This is a genomic window from Streptomyces poriticola (genome assembly GCF_036689765.1).
Lineage (GTDB): Bacteria > Actinomycetota > Actinomycetes > Streptomycetales > Streptomycetaceae > Streptomyces > Streptomyces poriticola.
This window is the reverse complement of record NZ_JBAGKH010000005.1, coordinates 1-16,592: the sequence shown is the minus strand read 5'-3', so window position 1 is coordinate 16,592 and position 16,592 is coordinate 1. Positions and strand designations below refer to the sequence as shown.

Sequence of the window (16,592 nt, the reverse complement as noted above, 5' to 3'; positions counted from 1 at the left end):
TCCTCCTCACCGGGCTCCACGCCGCCGGGGAGCTCCCGCTGCGGCAGCGGGTCGCACCCCGGTGCCGGCCCGGCACGGACGCCGAGGGTGTGCGGGCGCTGATCGCGCAGCAGGGGTGAGCTGCAGCCTGTGGCGGACGGCTGCCCTCAAGACCGGGAACGGTTCCTCGCACCGACAGGACGGTGGCCCCGCAGACGGCGCGACGGCGGGCGCTCGGCACCCACCGCTCGTACCCGGACCCCGAGCCCCCGGGCACCCACCGCTCGTACCCGGGCGGCGGGGCCCCACCGTCGTACCGAGGGCGGGGTCCCGCCGGGACGGGGCTCAGCCGACCGTCGTCACCGTGCCCGCGCCCACGGTCCGGCCGCCCTCGCGGATCGCGAAGCCGAGACCGGGCTCCAACGGCACGGCACGGCCCAGTTCCACCGTCATGGTGACGGTGTCGCCGGGACGGGCGACCGCCGCCTCGCCCAGGTCGATGTCGCCGACGACGTCCGCGGTGCGCAGGTAGAACTGCGGCCGGTAACCCGTCGTGACGGGCGCCGTCCGGCCGCCCTCGCGCGCCGGGAGGACGTAGACCCGCGCGGTGAACCGCCGGGCCGGCGTGATGCTGCCGGGCGCGCCGACCACATGTCCTCGGCGGACGGCGTCGCGCGGCACCCCGCGCAGCAGCACGGCCACACTGTCCCCGGCCTGCGCCTCCTCCATCGGCTTGCCGAAGGTCTCCAGTCCGGTGACCACCGTCTCCAGGCCCGCACCCGTGACCTCGACCCGGTCGCCGACACGCACGGTGCCACGCTCGACCGCGCCGGTGACCACCGTGCCGCGGCCGGTGATGGTGAGCACGTTCTCCACCGGCAGCAGGAACGGTGCGTCCAGATAGCGCTCCGGCAACGGCACATACGTGTCCACCGCGTCGAGCAGCGCCTCGACCGAAGCCGTCCAACGGGGCTCCCCCCGCAGCGCCTTCAGCCCGGAGACGCGCACGACGGGCGCGGTGTCGCCGCCGTACCCCTGGGCGGTGAGCAGCTCGCGGACCTCCAGCTCGACCAGGTCGGTGAGCTCCTCGTCCCCGGCGTCGGCCTTGTTGAGGGCGACGACGATGTGGTCGACCCCCACCTGTCGGGCGAGCAGCACATGCTCGGCGGTCTGCGGCATGATCCCGTCCAGCGCCGAGACGACGAGGATCGCGCCGTCGAGCTGGGCGGCGCCGGTGACCATGTTCTTCACGTAGTCGGCGTGGCCCGGCATGTCCACGTGCGCGTAGTGCCGGGTGTCGGTCTCGTACTCGACGTGCGCGATGTTGATGGTGATGCCGCGCGCGGCCTCCTCCGGGGCACGGTCGATGCGGTCGAACGGCACGAACGTGCCGGCGCCGCGGTCGGCGAGGACCTTGGTGATCGCAGCGGTCAGGGTGGTCTTGCCGTGGTCGACATGGCCCATCGTGCCGATGTTGAGATGCGGTTTGGTGCGGACGTACGCCGTCTTGGGCATGGCGGTACCTCGAAGCCTGGTGAGCGAGATGGGGACCCCGGTGACGGGCCGACCCTCCCCCTGCGGGGTCCGCCGGACGATCCGGAGAGGGTCAGCTTCGGGCGCCGTCGACAGCGGCCGGGAAGGTGGGAACGGCAGCCTTCGGGGCATCCGCTGCGGCGGATGCTGCGAGGGGGAAGGCGTACCGGAACATGGCGTCGATCCTTCCCGACTCCGGACGGTCCGTCGACTCATTTTCCGGGCGCGGCCGTTCGGCCCGGTAGGTCTGCCGTCCGGGCACGGCCGTTCGGCCCGGTCGGTCTGCCGCCCGGGCGCGGCCGTTCGGTCCGTCACGCGCCGATGTTCTTCAGTCCCTCCCGGACGGACAGCGGCGCGAAGCGGTGGCCCTCCCGCGCCAGGAAGGAGCGGACCGCCTCCGGGTCGGTCCGGGCGTACTCGCGCAGGGCCCAGCCGATCGCCTTGCGGACGAAGAAGTCGCCGTGCCCGGACCGGCGCAGGCAGTAGCCGAACAGGCGGGCGGTGTCGGTGCGTTCCTTGTAGCGGAGCTGGTGGAGCAGGGCCGTGCGGACCAGCCACAGGTCGTCGCCGTCGATCCAGTCGTCCATGGTGGCGGCGAGCCCGGGGTCGGCGGCGACCAGGGCACCGACGACATGCGCGGCGAGCGGGTCGACGGTGTCCCACCAGGGCACGGTGGTGATCAGCTGCCGGACGACGGGCAGGAAGCCGGAGGAGCAGCGCCGCACATGGCGGCGCAGATAGTCGACGGCGAAGTAGTGGTACTCGCGCTCGGGCAGTCGCCAGCAGCGCAGGGCGACCGCGGTGCAGTCCGCCTCACCGGGGCGTGGCGTGCCCTGCAGGACGGTGCGGGACAGGGCACGGCGGTCGGGGGTGGCCAGGCCCAGGAAAGGGGCCGCGTCCTTCATGTACGCGGCCATCGCGACGGCGCGCTCCGGGTCGGCCGCGGCGGGGAAGACGGTGGTGAGCCGCGCCAGCACGGTGTCGGCGAGCGTGCTGGGCGGCGGTTCGTGAGTTCCGGCACCTGTGACGCGCATGAGACGCACCATACGGCGATCACACATACCTGTCGGTTAATGTCACCGGATGCTCGATGCCACCACCCGCTCTGGGGGCACCGCCGCGGCCTCTCCCCGGGCCGCCGCCACGGAGTTCGCCCAGGCCACGGCGTCCGCCACCGCCACGGCTTCTCCGACAGTGACAGCGTCGCCCGCGTCCGCTGTCACGGCCACCGCGTGCGGTTCCGCGGCCACCGGGCCGGGCGCGTCCGCCCTACCGGCCGGACCTGCCGCGCGCACGGCCAGAGTCCTGCTCGCACCGTGGTCCCGGCTCTGTCTGCTCGTGCTGCTGCTCGCCTCGGCCGCCTCGGCCGTGCTGCTGTTCCAGCCGCAGCGGCTGCTCGTGGACGGCTGGCCGCCGCAGCTGGGCGGCGCAGCGGCGGCCGTCGCCTACGCACTGGCGTACGGGCTGTGCACGGTCGCCTTCGTGCCGCGCCCGCTGCTGAACCTGGCGGCCGGTGCGCTGTTCGGGTCCCAGCTGGGGCTCGCCTCGGCGCTGGCGGGCACCGTGCTCGGTGCCGGGACCGCCTTCTGCCTGGGCCGGGTGCTGGGCCAGGACGCGCTGCGCCCGCTGCTGCGCGGCAGGTGGCTGAAGGCGGCGGACGGGCAGCTGAGCAGGCACGGCTTCCGCTCGATGCTGGCGGCGCGGCTGTTCCCGGGGGTGCCGTTCGCCGCGTCGAACTACTGCGCCGCCGTCTCCCGCATGGGCCTGCTGCCCTTCCTGCTGGCGACCGGGCTCGGCTCGATCCCGAACACCGCCGCCTACGTGGTCGCGGGTGCCCGTGCCTCCACCCCGACGTCCCCGGCGTTTCTGATCGCGCTGGCCTGCATCGCCGTGCCGGGGCTGGCCGGCGCGGTGGTGGCCTGGCGCAAGCGCCACCGGCTGCGCGGGCGCTGACGGCGGGTCACCCGACCCGGGTCACACCGCCTCCAGGATCATCGCGTTGGCCAGCCCGCCCGCCTCGCACATGGTCTGCAGGGCGTAGCGCGCGCCACGCTCCCGCATGGCGTGGACGAGGGTGGTGGTCAGCCGGGTGCCGCTGGCCCCCAGCGGGTGGCCGAGGGCGATGGCGCCGCCGTGCACATTGACCTTGCCGAGGTCGGCTCCGGTCTCCTGCTGCCAGGCCAGGACCACACTGGCGAACGCCTCGTTGACCTCGAACAGATCGATGTCGCCGAGGGTCAGCGACGCCCGGCGCAGCACCTTCTCGGTGGCGGGGACGACGCCGGTCAGCATCAGCAGCGGGTCGGAGCCGGTGACGGCGAAACTGTGCAGCCGCGCGAGCGGGGTGAGTCCCAGGCGGGCGGCGGTCTCGCTCGACGTGATCAGCACGGCCGCGGCGCCGTCGTTGATCGGGCTGGCATTGCCCGCGGTGACGTTCCACTCGATCTGCGGAAAGCGCTCGGCGAAGGCCGGGTCGTGGTAAGCGGGCGGGAGTCCGGCGAGGATCTCGGTGGTGCTGGCCGGCCGCACGCTCTCGTCGCGCGCTACGCCGTCCAGCGGTGCCACCTCCGCATCGAACCGCCCGGCGGCCCAGGCCGCGGCGGCCCTGCGGTGCGAGGAGACGGCGAACTCGTCCATCCGCTCGCGGGTGATCGACCACTTGGCGGCGATCAGCTCGGCGCTGATGCCCTGCGGCACCAGGCCCTCGGGGTAGCGCTCGGCGACGCCCGGACCGAAGGGGTCGGCGCCGGGCGGCACGTTCGACCACATCGGCACCCGGCTCATGGACTCGACGCCGCAGGCCACGACGAGGTCGTAGGCCCCGGCCAGGACGCCCTGCGCGGCGAAGTGGACGGCCTGCTGGGAGGAGCCGCACTGACGGTCCACCGTGGTCGCCGGGACCGACTCGGGGAAGCCGGCGGACAGCGCGGCGTACCGGGTGGTGTTCATGGCCTGCTCGCCGACCTGGTCGACGGTGCCGCCGATGACGTCGTCGATCAGCTCCGGGTCGACGCCGGAGCGCTCGACCAGGGTGCGCAGCGTGTGCGCGAGTAGGTCGACGGGGTGGACATGGGCGAGGGCGCCCGATGGCCTGCCCTTGCCGACGGGGGTGCGTACGGCTTCGACGACGACTGCGTCACGCATGGTGCGGGCCTCCTGGGTCGGACGGTCTGGGTCGGACGGAGCCCGGAGCGGCCGGTGGATGGGACGCCGGCGCCACTACCGGAGAGTAGGAAATCCGAACTCACCATAACTCTGTGAGTTGGAAAAACAAACCCATAAGAGGGCGTGTGCGTTGGAAAACCGGACCCTCCCCTAGACTGGCGTCATGGCCGCCGCCCCCAAGAGCTCCCGCCCCTGCTCGATCGCCGACGCCCTGGCGCTCGTCGGTGAGAAGTACTCCTTGCTCGTCCTGCGCGAGGCGTGCCTCGGCAACGGCCGCTTCGACCAGCTGGTGCGCAACACCGGCGCCCCGCGCGACGTCCTGACCACCCGGCTGCGCCGTCTCGTGGACGCCGGGATCCTGGTCCGGCACCTCTACAGCGAGCGCCCGCAGCGCTTCGAGTACCGGCCGACACAGGCGGGCCTGGAGCTGGAGCCCGTCCTGATGACCCTGATGGCGTGGGGGGACCGCCATCTGCGCGGGGAGGGCGCCCGGCCCATGGTGATCGAGCACACCTGCGGCCACGAGCTGGCGCCCCGGGTGACCTGCGCGGCGTGCGGCGCCACCGTCCGGCACGAGGACCTGACGGCCCGTCCGCAGGCACCCGGCTGGACCCTGCGGGGGCCGGCCGCGGTCTGATCCGCCGCTCACCAGCCCCTGTGCGCCGCCCGTCACCCAGGGGCGCTACGCTGCCCCTCGACACGCTCCGATCACCGCTCGCGGCGGCTCGGTGTGTCCATCGACCGTTCCACGATCGGCACTTGGACTCCGTAACTTCATGTCTTGGTTTGAATCCCTCATCCTCGGACTCGTCCAGGGGCTGACCGAGTTCCTTCCCGTCTCCTCCAGCGCGCACCTGCGGCTGACCGCGGCGTTCTCCGGCTGGGAGGACCCGGGCGCAGCGTTCACGGCGATCACCCAGATCGGCACCGAGGCCGCCGTGCTCATCTACTTCCGCAAGGACATCGGGCGGATCCTGTCGGCGTGGACCCGGTCGCTGACGAACAAGGAGATGCGCCGGGACCCCGATGCGCGCATGGGCTGGCTGGTGATCGTCGGTTCGATCCCGATCGGCGTGCTCGGCGTGACGCTGAAGGACCAGATCGAGGGCCCGTTCCGCGATCTGCGGATCACCGCGACCATGCTGGTGGTGGTCGGTGTGATCATCGGCATCGCCGACCGGATGGCGGCGCGCGACGAGAGCGGCGGCCGGCACCGCGCCCCCAAGCAGCGCAAGGAACTCACGGATCTGAACGTCCGGGACGGCCTGATCTACGGTCTCTGCCAGGCGGCGGCGCTGATCCCTGGCGTCTCGCGGTCCGGGGCGACCATCAGCGGCGGCCTCTTCATGGGCTACCGCCGGGAGGCCGCGGCGCGGTACTCGTTCCTGCTGGCGATTCCCGCGGTGCTGGCCTCCGGCCTGTTCGAGCTGAACGGCGCCATGGAGGACGACCATGTCTCCTGGGGGCCGACGATCTTCGCGACGGTCATCGCCTTCGGCGTCGGCTACGCGGTCATCGCCTGGTTCATGAAGTTCATCTCGACCAAGAGCTTCATGCCCTTCGTCTACTACCGGGTCGCGCTCGGCCTCGTGATCATCGTGCTGGTCAGCATGGGTGTCCTGTCCCCCGACGCGGGCGAGCCGGCGCACTGACCTCCCGGACGGCCGGGCCCGGGGCGGGGTGCGTAGCCGTCCGGTAGCGCAGTGTCAGTGGCTCCCCCTAGGCTTGTCCGCATGTCCCCAGAATTCCCGGTCCCTGGTTCCGTGCGCCCTGCCGCGGAGGTGAACGAGCAGATCCGCGCCCTGTGGCAGCGCACGGGCGGCTCCCTGTCCGCCCGGGAACGCGCGGAGTACGAGTTACTGGTGGTCGAGTGGGCCGCTGCCGTCCGCGGCGAGATCATGGAGGCGGCCGGCGGGGTGATAGAGGCGGCCTGAGAGCCGACGCCGGCATTCACCCGGTCGACCGCCGCGGCGGTCCCGTCCCTGCCCCTGCCGCCTGGCCCCCCGGTCCGGGTCGCCCGCGATCACGTCAGGCCCGCAGATGCGCCACGTCACCGTCCGCGACCGGATACGGCCGCTCCTGCGGCAGCAGAGCGGCGGCCCGTCCGAGGTCACCCGCGTGGACAAGGGCATGGACCTCGGTGGCCAGCGGTGTCACGTCCTCGATGCCGGTGATCCACTCGTCGGCGTAGCGCGCTGCCGCCTCCCCCGACAGCCCGAGCTGCAGCGACCGGTGCGGCAGCGGGTTGAGCCGCAGATCGCGTTCGGGATCCCACTGCACCCGCGCCGACGCCTCGCGCAGCTGCCGCTTCCAGGACGCCTCGTCGTCGTGCAGGGCCGGGACGTAGTGGGAGAGGCAGGCGTTGCGCAGCGCCCACGCGAAGCCGTCCCGGCTGATCTCCACCGCGAGGACGGTCTCCTGGTCCTGCTTCGTGGCCCAGCCGCAGCGATACATCATCCACAGGAAGGAGGGCTTGATCCAGGTCATGCGCTCCCGCTTCCACGAGGACGGGAAGCGGCCCGCGCGGGCGGCCGGGCGGCCGATGCCGGGGCGGTAGGCCTGGTAGACGGTGACCGTGGCGTCGGTGTGGCGGGCGCGGATCTGGAATCGGGGCGGCTGCACGTCGTTCACGCCGGACAGCGTGCGCCGGTCGGGTGGCCCGGTGCCACCGAATATCGCCGCACCCCTTGGCGCGGCCCGTCCCGTGACCAACACTGACCCGATGACGCAGCGTGTGGAACTCGCGACCGTGAGGGACCGGCTGGCCGTGGACGGCCTGGTCACCGACTACGCCGTGGCCGTGGACGACGGGGACTGGCCGGCGTACCGGAGGCTGTTCGCACCGGAGGGACGCGCCGACTACCGGTCGGCCGGCGGCATCACGGGGGACGCGGATGCCGTGGCCGCCTGGCTGGCGGAGGCCCTGCAGGCGTTTCCGGTGCGGCAGCATCTGATCGTCAACCGCCGGGTCCGCTTCGGTGTGTGGGAGCAGGACACCGGGGACACGGCCGAGGTGCAGGCCGACTACGTCAACCCGATGGCGTCCGCCGACGGCGACGGCGGCCCGGTCGCGCCGGACTTCGTGTGCGGCGGCCGGTACGCGTTCGCGCTGCTGCGGACGGTGGACGGCTGGCGGCTGAGCGAGGTGGTGGTACGGGAGAAGTGGCGCCGCCTGCCCGAACGGCGGACCCGCGATGTGATCGACTGACCGGGCGCCCTGCTGCCCGGCCCGCCGGCGCGGCGCACACTGGAAGGTCCCGCGGGGTAGGAGGCGTGCATGAAGACGCTCGGCCACTGGCTCGCCTCCCCGTGGCGCCGCTCGGTACTCGCCGTACTGGCCGGTGCGCTGCCGGTGCTGGCCTATCCGGCACCGGCGCTGTGGTGGTGGGCCTATGTCGCCCTGGTCCCGTGGCTGCTGCTCGCCCGCGCCGCGCCGACCGGCCGGCGGGCGGTGTTCGACGGCTGGTGGGGCGGCTTCGGCTTCATGCTGGCGATGCACCACTGGCTGCTGCCCAACCTGCATGTGTTCACCTTCGTCGTCGCCGCGCTGCTCGGTGTGCTGTGGGCGCCCTGGGGCTGGCTGGTGCGCCGGATGCTGGGCGGCGAGCCCTCGTGGGACCGGACGACGGCGGCCCTGCTGGTGCTGCCGTCGGGCTGGCTGGCGGTCGAGCTGGTCCGCTCCTGGGAGGGGCTCGGCGGTCCGTGGGGCATGCTCGGCGCGAGCCAGTGGCAGGTGGCGCCGGCGTTGCGGGTGGCCTCGGTCGGCGGGGTGTGGCTGATCAGCTTCCTGCTGGTGGCCGTCAATGTGGCGGTCGCCGTCCTGATCGCCGTCCGCCGGTCCCGGCTGCCCGCCGTGGCGGGGCTCGTCGCGACCGCCGTGGCCGGCTCGGCGGCGTGGCTGTGGGCGCCGCGGCCGGAGCCCGGCGGCCGGGTCGCGATCGCGGTGGTGCAGCCGGGCATCGTCGGCGGCCCGGACAGCGCCGAGCGCCGGTTCGACCGCGAGGAGCAGCTGACCCGGCAGCTCGCCGGCCGGGATCTCGATCTGATCGTCTGGGGCGAGAGCAGTATCGGCTTCGATCTGGGCGCCCGGCCCGACCTCGCCGGGCGGGTGGCGGCGCTGTCCCGCGAGACCGGCGCCGAGATCCTGGTGAACGTGGACGCGCGCCGCTCCGACCAGCCCGGCATCTACAAGAGCTCGGTGCTCATCGGCCCGGACGGCCCGACCGGCGACCGGTACGACAAGATGCGGCTGGTGCCCTTCGGCGAGTACGTCCCGCTCCGGTCGCTGCTGGGCTGGGCCACCTTCGTCGGTGAGGCCGCGGTCGAGGACCGCCGGCGGGGCGGCGAGCAGGTGGTGCTGAGCACCTCGGACGGGCTGCGGTTCGGCCCGATGGTGTGCTTCGAGACCGCGTTCCCCGACGTGAGCCGCCATCTCGCCGCCGACGGCGCTCAACTGCTGGTCGCCCAGTCGGCGACGTCGACGTTCCAGCAGAGCTGGGCGCCGGAGCAGCACGCGACGCTGGCCGCGCTGCGGGCCGCGGAGACCGGCCGCCCCATGGTGCACGCCACCCTGACGGGGGTGTCCGCCGTGTACGACGCCGACGGTGCGCGGATCGGGCCGTGGCTGGGTACCGACGCGAGTACCACACACGTCTACGACGTCCCGCTGGCCGAGGGCACCACGCTGTACGTCCGGCTGGGCGCCTGGCCGGTGTACGCGGCGCTGCTGATCCTGGTCGCGTGGGCCGGCGCCGACGGCGTGCGGACGCTGCGGCTCAGGCGATCCGCTCGTGCACCGCACGCACCACCCGCTCGCACAGCTCGTGGGTCTGGAGCGCGTCGCGGGCGCTGAGCACCTTGCCCGCGCGCACCGCGTCGAGGAAGGCCAGCACCGCCTGCTCGATGCCGCGCTGCCGGGCCACCGGCACCCAGTCGCCCCGCCGCCGCACGGTCGGCTGGCCCTTGTGGTCGATCACCTCGGCGAGGTTGACCACCTGCCGCTTGGTGTCCTGGCCGGAGACCTCGAGGATCTCCTCGGCGGAGCCGCTGAGCCGGTTCATGACGCCGAGCGCGGTGAAGCCGTCCCCGGCGAGCTGCAGGACGACATGGTGGAGCAGGCCGCCGTCGGTACGGGCCCGGACGGTCACGTCGTCGACCGGACCGGGCGCCAGGAAGCGCAGGGTGTCGACGACGTGGATGAAGTCGTCGAGGATCATGGTGCGGGGTTCCTCGGGCAGGCCTATGCGGTTCTTCTGCATGAGGATCAGCTCACGCGGATGGTCGGCGCACTGGACGTATCCGGGGGCGTGGCGCCGGTTGAAGCCCACGGCGAGGCTGGTGCCCTGCTCCTCGGCGAGCGCCACCAGCCGTTCCGAGTCGGCGAGTTCGTAGGCGAGCGGCTTGTCGACGTAGGTCGGGACACCCGCCCGGAGCAGCCGGGTGACGATGTCCGGGTGGACGGCGGTCGGCGCGTGCACGAAGGCGGCGTCGAGGCCGGCGGCGAGCAGCGAGCCGAGGCCGGTGTGGCGCTGCCCGGGCGGGAGGTGGAGGGCGTCGGCGACCCGGGTGAGGGTCGCCGGGGTGCGGGTCTGCAGGTGCAGCTCGACTCCGGGCTGCTGGGCGAGCACCGGGAGGTAGGCCTTCTGCGCGATGTCGCCGAGTCCGATGCAGCCGACCTTCACGGGGTGTTCTCCTCTGGTGCTGGTTCTCCGGAACCGGTTCCCGCGGACGGGTACCACTCGTCCGGCAGGTACCGCTCGTCCGGGTACTGCTCGTCGCCGACCCGGGTTCTCCGGGAAGCATACGGCCGCTGCGGTGGCCGCCAGTCGGCGATGCCGTCGAAGCCGCGCAGGAGCAGGGCGGGCCCGAGCCCGGACAGGGTGGCGACCGCGGTGTTGCGGACGGCGATCCCGGCACGGTTGCTCATCAGGTTGAGCCGGGCCGCCTTCACCGCCCGGCGGGTGACCGCGGCCGTGCGGGGCAGTCGGGCCGCCGTGTAGGCGGGGAGGTCGTCGGCGTGGTGGGCGAGGACGATCGCGTCCTCGACGGCCTGGTTGCCGCCCTGGCCGAGGTTGGGCGGCATGGCGTGTGCGGCGTCGCCGACGAGGGCGACCCGGCCGTGGTGGAAGGCGGGCAGCGGCTCGGCGAGGTGGTGCACGTCGTGGCGCAGGACGTCCCCGGGCCGGGCCGCGGCGAGCACGGCGGGGATCGGCTGGTGCCAGTGGCCGAACCGGCGCAGCAGTTCGGCCCGCTCGTCGTCCTGGGCCCGCCCACCGGCGGGGGTGACGGCCGCCGCGTAGGCGTAGACGCGGCCGTCCGCGAGCGGGTGGGTGCCCCAGATGCGGCCCCTGCCCCAGGTCTCGTGCGAGGCGAACCGCACGCCGGGTACCGGGATCGCCACACGCCAGGTGGTGAACCCTGAGTAGACGGGTCCCGGGTGGTCCGGGAACAGTGCGCGGCGTACGGCGGAGCGGATGCCGTCCGCGGCCACGACGAGATCGGCCTCCAGATCGCCGTCGGGTGTGTGCACCCTGGCGGGCCGGTGCGCGTCGCCGGGGTCGGCGAGCACGGAGCCGGCGGCCGTGCGGACCGCCTCCGGCGGGAGCCGGGCGGCCAGGTGATCGATCAGGGTGGCCCGGTGCAGCAGTACCAGAGGTCCGCCGAACCGCCGGGCCGCCGCGTCGGCGCTGGTGCGGGAGAGCCAGTGCCCGCCCGGGGTGCGCAAGCCCCCGTCGCCCTGCCAGACGGCCAGCGCGCGGATCCCGTCGCCGAGGCCGACGACGTCCAGCGCGCGCAGGGCGTTCGGTGCCAGGGAGATGGCCGCGCCGACCGGCTCCAGGGACCGGGAACGCTCCAGGACGGTTACCTGCCGGCCGCTCAGGTGCAGGGCCACCGCGGCGGCCAGGCCCCCGATCCCTCCCCCGATGACGACGACCCGCTGCGGCTGTGCCATGACCCCTCCCGTTGTCCCACGCTCCACGATCACTACAGGTACTCACCACAGGAACTCACTACATATGTAGTAGCCCGCTGCTCGACTTTACTACAGCAGTAGTACGACGGGTAGGTTGACTTCCATGTCCGCACGCACCCCCGGCGCCGCGCGCGCCGACCTCGTCGCCGACACCGCCCTCGCGCTGCTCGCCGAGCGGGGTATGCGCGGATTGACGCACCGGGCGGTGGACGAGGCGGCCGGGCTCCCGCAGGGCTCCACCTCGAACCTGGCCCGGACCCGCCAGGCCCTGCTGGAGCTGACGGTGCGGCGGCTGGCCGAGCGGGAGGCGCGGGTCCTTGCGCTGGACGAGCTGCCGGATCCGGGCGCCGGCGCGGAGGCCGTGGCGGAGGCACTGGCCCTGGCCACCCACCGCGCCCTGACCCGCAACCGGGAGCTGACGCTGGCCCGCTACGAACTGGCCCTGGAGGCGACGCGACGCCCCGAGCTGCGTGCGCACTTCGACGCGGCGGGCGCCCGCTTCCGGGAGCAGCTCGGCGCCCTGGTCACCGGACTCGGCTCGGCGGACCCGGCCCGGCACGTGCTGTCCCTGGTGGCCTGGGCCGACGGGCTGATGTTCAGCTGCGTGGCCGGGTCCTTCCACGCCGAGGTGCCGAGCCTGCAGGAGGTCCGGGCCGGCCTGCGGGAAGTGCTGCACGGGCTGCTGGGCCACTGAGCACCCGTCGCGCGGGCGACCCCCGCCGGTCGGCGGGGATACGGACCCGACGACACAGCGCCACGTGGGCCGCCGGCAGGCCGCCGACACCGATGAGACGCCCTGCACACCCCGCCGGCTCCACACCTGCACCCTGGCTCCACACGTGCACCGTCGAGGAGCACGCCCGGTGCAACGGGGACGCCGATCTGGTCCGGGAGCGGCTCGACGGCACCCCGGTACGACGTCACCGGCGCGGGGCGTGGCGTCCTCACGGGGCCGGGGGATCACCCGTGCGGGGCATCATCCGTCTGTCCGGCGTCGGGACCGTGCTCGACGCAGCAGAGTGGCGCGCGTGCATCGAACGACGACCACCGCAACGCTCCTGGTCACCGTGGCGGTCTCGGCCCTGTCGGGCTGCGTGACCGTCCAGCGCCCGCCCACGCCGGAACCGGCGCCGGTCCAGACCCGGCCCTCGGCGCCCCGCCCGGACGATGCGGCCGAGCCGCGGCTGGTACGGGCCCCGGCACGGGAGGCACTGGAGATGATCGACCCGGGCCCCGGCCCGGACCCGGAGGAGGCCGGCCGCACCTCGTCCTCCTCGTCCCCGTCGGCGTCGGTCACACCGCGGCGGACGCCGGGGGCCGCGCCCCCGGAGGACCGCAAGCCGCCGCCTCGCTCCGGGCGGCCGGGCACGCCCGCGCCGTCGGCAGCCCGCCGCCCCCCGCGCCCGGTGCTGCCCTCCGTCCCCGATGTCCCCGCCTTCCCGGACCCCGCGGGACGCGGTACGGGCGGGAACGGCAAGGTCGACAGCGGTGCCGTGTGCGCGCTGGGCAAGCAGTACGGCAGGTGGCACCCGGACAGCCCGGAGGCCCGTATCTGCGAGCAGACGTACGGCAAGTGAACCCGGGAGAGGCGTGGGAGGACCACGGGAGGGACACGAGCGGAGCAGGCCGCGGCGCCCCGGGGCGAAGGGTCTACGGCCGCTGTCGCCACGGCCCCCGGGGGCCTGCGCCCGGGGGGCCGTCGTCGTCCAGCCGTGCCGCCAGGCGCCCGATGGCCGCGCGTACGCCCTGGACGTACGGGCCGTCCGGGAGGACTCCGGCCGCACCGCGGGCCCGGTGCAGATGCAGCCGGGCGGCCTCGCGCTGGCCGAGGCGGTCGTAGTCGGCGGCGAGGTTCAGATGCAGAGAGGGGTACAGGGCGCGCGCGGCCGGCGCGCTCTCGCGGCCGGCGAGCCGCTCGTCGGTGCACTCCTCGGCCGCCGACAGCGCTCTGAGGTCCCAGGCCAGTTCGTCGGCGGGGTCGTCCTGGGTGTCGGCCAGGTAGTGGGCCAGGGTGCAGCGGTGCAGCGGGGGGCCGTCCTCGCCGACCTCCGTCCACAGGCCGAGCAGCCGGTGCCGGGCTTCCTCGCGGTCGCCCGCGTGATGCAGCATCACGACCTGTCCGATCCGCGTCAGCACGGCGTCCGGTGCCGCCCGCTCCTGCCCCTCGGCCACCGCGTCCTCCGCACCGCTCGCCGACCGTCCCTCACGACGACGCTAGCCGCAGACGCGGCAGATCCCCGTGAGGCGGCTCCGGGGAGGACCGGCGCGACGAGGAGGACCGGACCGGAAGCGGCGCCGGGGCCCGGCCGCCGCGTCCGGTCCGGGCGCCCGCCCCCGAGCGCACCCGCTCCCGGTGCGCCCGCGCCGCGCCGGTCAGCCCAGGTCGGGGATGGTCCAGTCGATCGGCTCATGGCCCTGCCGGGCCACCGCCTCGTTGATCTGGGTGAACGGACGGGAGCCGAAGAACTTCTTCGCCGACAGCGGGGAGGGGTGCGCGCCCTTGACCACCACGTGGCGCGTCTCGTCGATGAGCGGGAGCTTCTTCTGCGCGTAGTTGCCCCAGAGCACGAACACCGCCGGGTCGGGGCGGTCGGCCACGGCCCGGATCACCGCGTCGGTGAACAGCTCCCAGCCCCGGCCCTTGTGCGAGTTGGCCTCGCCGGCCCGGACCGTGAGCACCGCGTTGAGCAGCAGCACGCCCTGGCGGGCCCACGGCATCAGACAGCCGTTGTCCGGGACGGGCGTGCCCAGCTCCTGGTGCAGTTCCTTGTAGATGTTCCGCAGGGAGGGCGGGATCTTCACCCCGGGCCGGACCGAGAAGCACAGCCCGTGGCCCTGACCCTCGCCGTGGTACGGGTCCTGGCCGAGCACCAGGACCTTCACCCGGTCGTACGGGGTGGCCTCCAGGGCGGCGAAGACCTCCTCGCGGGGCGGATAGACGGGGCCGTTCGCCCGCTCCTCCTCGACGAACTCCGTCAGCTCCTTGAAGTAGGGCTCCTGGAGCTCGCCGCCGAGCACTTCGCGCCAGGACTCGGGCAGCATGGCGATGTCGGTCACGTCAACGTCCTTACGGTCTGCGGTCACTTCCCGGTGCCACAGAACCTACCGCCCACCACTGACAACGCCCGCCGGACCGCGGTATCGCCCCGTGCTACCAGCTGGTCTTCCGCTGCAGCTCCCACACCATCATGATGGTCGACGGGTCCAGCGCCCGCTCCGCGCCCGAGATGTCGTCGCTGGCCGCCACGTACGCCTTGCCCTGCCACAGCGGCAGCAGCCGCGCGTCCTCCACGAGGATCTGCTGGGCCTCCTCGAACTCCCGCTCCACGCCCCCGCGGTCGCTCTCCCGCCGGGACCGGGGCAGCAGATCCTCGGTGATCTTGGGTGCCTCGTACGGCGTACCGAGCGCGTTCTGCTCACCCACGAACGGGGCGATGAAGTTCTCGGCGTCGGGGAAGTCCGGGAACCAGCCGCGCCCGAACACCGGGTACTCGCCCTTCTGGTAGCCCTCCACGTACGTCTTCCACGGGCGGCTCTTGAGGGTGATGGTGAACAGGCCGGAGTCCTCCAGCTGGCGCTTGATCTCCGCGAACTCCTTGCCGGTCTCCGAGCCGTACCGGTCGGTGGTGAACCAGAGGGTGAGCGGGACCGGCTCGGTGATGCCGGCGTCGGTGAGGATCTCCCGGGCCTTGTCGACGCTGGGGTCGCCGTACTCGTCGAAGAAGCCCGTGGTGTGGCCGGTCAGCCCCTTGGGGACCATCGAGTACAGCGGGTCGACGGTGTCCCGGTAGACCGTGTGGGCGATGGCGGCGCGGTCGATCAGCTGGGCGACCGCCTGGCGCACCGGCTTCTTGCTGGCCCAGGGGTCCCCGGGGTTGAAGACCAGATAGCTGATGTCGGTGCCGGAGCCCTCGATCAGCTGGAGGTTCTCGTCCCTGGTGGACGTGCCCTGGAGGGTGATGATCTGGTCCGCGGCCAGGCCCCGGTAGGTCACCTGGATCTCGTCACCGCGGAGCGCCTTGACCATGCTGCCGGAGTCCTGGAAGTAGCGGATGGTCACCGCCTCGTTCCGGCGCTCCGCGTAGCCCTGGTAGCGGTCGTTGCGCACGAGTTCGGCCTTCTTGCCCTCCTCGTAGGCCTGGAGGGTGTACGGCCCGGAGCCGAGCACCGAGCCGTCCTCGCGCACCTTGTCCTCGGGGTAGGTGTCGGGGTCGACGATCGACATGGCCGGCGTCGCCAGCACGAACGGGAAGGTGGCGTCGGGCTGGTTGAGGTGGAAGACGACCTCGCGCTCGCTGGTGGCCTGGACGCGGTCGAGGCTGCCCAGCAGACCGGCCGGGCCGCCGTTGAGGTTGATGTCCCGGATCCGGTCGATCGAGTACTTGACGGCCTTGGCGTCCAGCGCGTCACCGTTGGAGAAGGTCAGGCCCTCGCGCAGTTCGCAGCGGTAGACCTGGTAGGAGCTGTCGGTGAACGAGCACTTCTCGGCGGCGTCCGGCTCCGGTGCGGTCGCGCCGTTCGGATAGCTGAGCAGCGTCTGGTAAATATTGCGGAACAATTCCCAGGAACTGTCCCAGGAAGCGGCAGGATCCAGGGTGCTGGGCGCACTGGTCGTGCCCACGACGATGGGCCCGCCCTCGTCCGAGGAGTCGGACGACAGGATGCCGCATCCGGTGACCAGGGCCGATATGGACGCGATGGCCGCCACTCGCCGCAGGCATCGGTTCCGGTTGAACACGCGCACACTCCTCGATCTGCCGTACCAAGGGTCGGCAGACGATACCGCAGCACCTGGCCCCCTGAACCCCCTTCCGAGCAGGGGGTTTGATCACGAACCGATGACGACGTTGTCATCGGCCCCCGGTTCCGGTCCGTGGACGCGGGAGCCGCCGGTGCGGCTGAACCGCCCATAGTGTCCAGGCCCTGCGGCAGTTCGTCACGG

17 protein-coding genes are annotated in these 16,592 nt (G+C 73.2%); 8 read left to right on the top strand and 9 right to left on the bottom strand.

Annotation, left to right across the window (positions count from 1 at the left end; all coding sequences use genetic code 11):
• Positions 1 to 324: 324 nt before the first annotated feature.
• A complete protein-coding gene (tuf, locus tag V5O46_RS10035; RefSeq protein WP_332884157.1) occupies positions 325 to 1,494 on the bottom strand; it encodes an elongation factor Tu in 1,170 nt (389 codons plus the stop codon).
• A gap of 329 nt (positions 1,495 to 1,823) precedes the next feature.
• Positions 1,824 to 2,546 (bottom strand): DNA alkylation repair protein, encoded by a 723-nt coding sequence (locus V5O46_RS10030; protein ID WP_332884156.1) that lies wholly within the window; start codon positions 2,544 to 2,546, stop codon positions 1,824 to 1,826.
• Positions 2,547 to 2,595: 49 nt separating this feature from the next.
• Here V5O46_RS10030 and V5O46_RS10025 point away from each other — a divergent pair, with 49 nt between their 5' ends.
• Complete coding sequence (locus V5O46_RS10025) at positions 2,596 to 3,465, top strand: TVP38/TMEM64 family protein (RefSeq protein ID WP_332884155.1); 870 nt, start codon at positions 2,596 to 2,598, stop codon at positions 3,463 to 3,465.
• Positions 3,466 to 3,486: 21 nt separating this feature from the next.
• Here V5O46_RS10025 and V5O46_RS10020 read toward each other — a convergent pair whose 3' ends face one another.
• Positions 3,487 to 4,656: a thiolase family protein gene (locus tag V5O46_RS10020; protein WP_332884154.1), complete on the bottom strand. Its 1,170-nt coding sequence runs from the start codon at positions 4,654 to 4,656 to the stop codon at positions 3,487 to 3,489.
• A gap of 184 nt (positions 4,657 to 4,840) precedes the next feature.
• Between V5O46_RS10020 and V5O46_RS10015 the strand changes: the two genes are divergently transcribed.
• The 3 genes from V5O46_RS10015 to V5O46_RS10005 all read left to right on the top strand — a co-directional run bounded on the left by V5O46_RS10015 (position 4,841) and on the right by V5O46_RS10005 (position 6,611).
• Positions 4,841 to 5,314, top strand: coding sequence for a winged helix-turn-helix transcriptional regulator (locus V5O46_RS10015; RefSeq protein WP_332884153.1), 474 nt, complete (start codon positions 4,841 to 4,843; stop codon positions 5,312 to 5,314).
• Positions 5,315 to 5,453: 139 nt separating this feature from the next.
• Positions 5,454 to 6,329 (top strand): undecaprenyl-diphosphate phosphatase, encoded by an 876-nt coding sequence (locus V5O46_RS10010; RefSeq protein WP_332884152.1) that lies wholly within the window; start codon positions 5,454 to 5,456, stop codon positions 6,327 to 6,329.
• 81 nt (positions 6,330 to 6,410) lie between these two features.
• Positions 6,411 to 6,611, top strand: coding sequence for a hypothetical protein (locus V5O46_RS10005; protein ID WP_332884151.1), 201 nt, complete (start codon positions 6,411 to 6,413; stop codon positions 6,609 to 6,611).
• Between the two features lie 94 nt (positions 6,612 to 6,705).
• Here the strand turns inward: V5O46_RS10005 and V5O46_RS10000 are convergent, their stop codons facing one another.
• On the bottom strand, positions 6,706 to 7,308 hold the full coding sequence (locus V5O46_RS10000) for a DUF4291 domain-containing protein (protein ID WP_332884150.1): 603 nt from the start codon (positions 7,306 to 7,308) through the stop codon (positions 6,706 to 6,708).
• 91 nt (positions 7,309 to 7,399) lie between these two features.
• Between V5O46_RS10000 and V5O46_RS09995 the strand changes: the two genes are divergently transcribed.
• Positions 7,400 to 7,885, top strand: a complete 486-nt coding sequence (locus V5O46_RS09995; protein ID WP_332884149.1) for a nuclear transport factor 2 family protein — start codon at positions 7,400 to 7,402, stop codon at positions 7,883 to 7,885.
• A gap of 69 nt (positions 7,886 to 7,954) precedes the next feature.
• Positions 7,955 to 9,529 (top strand): apolipoprotein N-acyltransferase, encoded by a 1,575-nt coding sequence (lnt, locus tag V5O46_RS09990; protein ID WP_332884148.1) that lies wholly within the window; start codon positions 7,955 to 7,957, stop codon positions 9,527 to 9,529.
• Here the strand turns inward: lnt and V5O46_RS09985 are convergent.
• Complete coding sequence (locus V5O46_RS09985) at positions 9,453 to 10,358, bottom strand: Gfo/Idh/MocA family protein (RefSeq protein WP_332884147.1); 906 nt, start codon at positions 10,356 to 10,358, stop codon at positions 9,453 to 9,455. The two genes, lnt and V5O46_RS09985, sit on opposite strands and share 77 nt — an antisense overlap.
• Positions 10,355 to 11,629 carry an FAD-dependent monooxygenase gene (locus V5O46_RS09980; protein ID WP_332884146.1) on the bottom strand — a complete coding sequence of 425 codons (1,275 nt, stop codon included), beginning with the start codon at positions 11,627 to 11,629 and terminating at the stop codon, positions 10,355 to 10,357. Before V5O46_RS09980 ends, V5O46_RS09985 begins: the two co-directional genes overlap by 4 nt.
• 124 nt (positions 11,630 to 11,753) lie before the next feature.
• Between V5O46_RS09980 and V5O46_RS09975 the strand changes: the two genes are divergently transcribed.
• Together V5O46_RS09975 and V5O46_RS09970 are read left to right on the top strand one after the other, a co-directional pair.
• Positions 11,754 to 12,344, top strand: coding sequence for a TetR/AcrR family transcriptional regulator (locus V5O46_RS09975; RefSeq protein ID WP_332884145.1), 591 nt, complete (start codon positions 11,754 to 11,756; stop codon positions 12,342 to 12,344).
• Between the two features lie 334 nt (positions 12,345 to 12,678).
• Complete coding sequence (locus V5O46_RS09970; RefSeq protein WP_332884144.1) at positions 12,679 to 13,227, top strand: hypothetical protein; 549 nt, start codon at positions 12,679 to 12,681, stop codon at positions 13,225 to 13,227.
• Between the two features lie 73 nt (positions 13,228 to 13,300).
• Here V5O46_RS09970 and V5O46_RS09965 read toward each other — a convergent pair whose 3' ends face one another.
• The 3 genes from V5O46_RS09965 to V5O46_RS09955 form a co-directional block, all read right to left on the bottom strand.
• Positions 13,301 to 13,822, bottom strand: a complete 522-nt coding sequence (locus V5O46_RS09965) for a hypothetical protein (protein ID WP_332884143.1) — start codon at positions 13,820 to 13,822, stop codon at positions 13,301 to 13,303.
• Between the two features lie 201 nt (positions 13,823 to 14,023).
• Positions 14,024 to 14,707 (bottom strand): uracil-DNA glycosylase, encoded by a 684-nt coding sequence (gene ung, locus V5O46_RS09960; protein WP_332884142.1) that lies wholly within the window; start codon positions 14,705 to 14,707, stop codon positions 14,024 to 14,026.
• Between the two features lie 94 nt (positions 14,708 to 14,801).
• Positions 14,802 to 16,388, bottom strand: a complete 1,587-nt coding sequence (locus V5O46_RS09955; RefSeq protein ID WP_332884141.1) for an ABC transporter substrate-binding protein — start codon at positions 16,386 to 16,388, stop codon at positions 14,802 to 14,804.
• Positions 16,389 to 16,592 lie beyond the last annotated feature (204 nt).

Excerpts from the sequence above, each read along its gene's own strand:
- V5O46_RS09995 (WP_332884149.1), top strand. The coding sequence starts at position 7,400 with ATGACGCAGCGTGTGGAACTCGCGACCGTGAGGGACCGGCTGGCCGTG.
- V5O46_RS10030 (WP_332884156.1), bottom strand. The coding sequence starts at position 2,546 with ATGCGCGTCACAGGTGCCGGAACTCACGAACCGCCGCCCAGCACGCTC.
- V5O46_RS09980 (WP_332884146.1), bottom strand. The coding sequence starts at position 11,629 with ATGGCACAGCCGCAGCGGGTCGTCGTCATCGGGGGAGGGATCGGGGGC.
- V5O46_RS09975 (WP_332884145.1), top strand. The coding sequence starts at position 11,754 with ATGTCCGCACGCACCCCCGGCGCCGCGCGCGCCGACCTCGTCGCCGAC.
- lnt (WP_332884148.1), top strand. The coding sequence starts at position 7,955 with ATGAAGACGCTCGGCCACTGGCTCGCCTCCCCGTGGCGCCGCTCGGTA.
- V5O46_RS10010 (WP_332884152.1), top strand. The coding sequence starts at position 5,454 with ATGTCTTGGTTTGAATCCCTCATCCTCGGACTCGTCCAGGGGCTGACC.
- V5O46_RS10025 (WP_332884155.1), top strand. The coding sequence starts at position 2,596 with ATGCTCGATGCCACCACCCGCTCTGGGGGCACCGCCGCGGCCTCTCCC.
- V5O46_RS10015 (WP_332884153.1), top strand. The coding sequence starts at position 4,841 with ATGGCCGCCGCCCCCAAGAGCTCCCGCCCCTGCTCGATCGCCGACGCC.
- V5O46_RS10005 (WP_332884151.1), top strand. The coding sequence starts at position 6,411 with ATGTCCCCAGAATTCCCGGTCCCTGGTTCCGTGCGCCCTGCCGCGGAG.
- tuf (WP_332884157.1), bottom strand. The coding sequence starts at position 1,494 with ATGCCCAAGACGGCGTACGTCCGCACCAAACCGCATCTCAACATCGGC.
- V5O46_RS10020 (WP_332884154.1), bottom strand. The coding sequence starts at position 4,656 with ATGCGTGACGCAGTCGTCGTCGAAGCCGTACGCACCCCCGTCGGCAAG.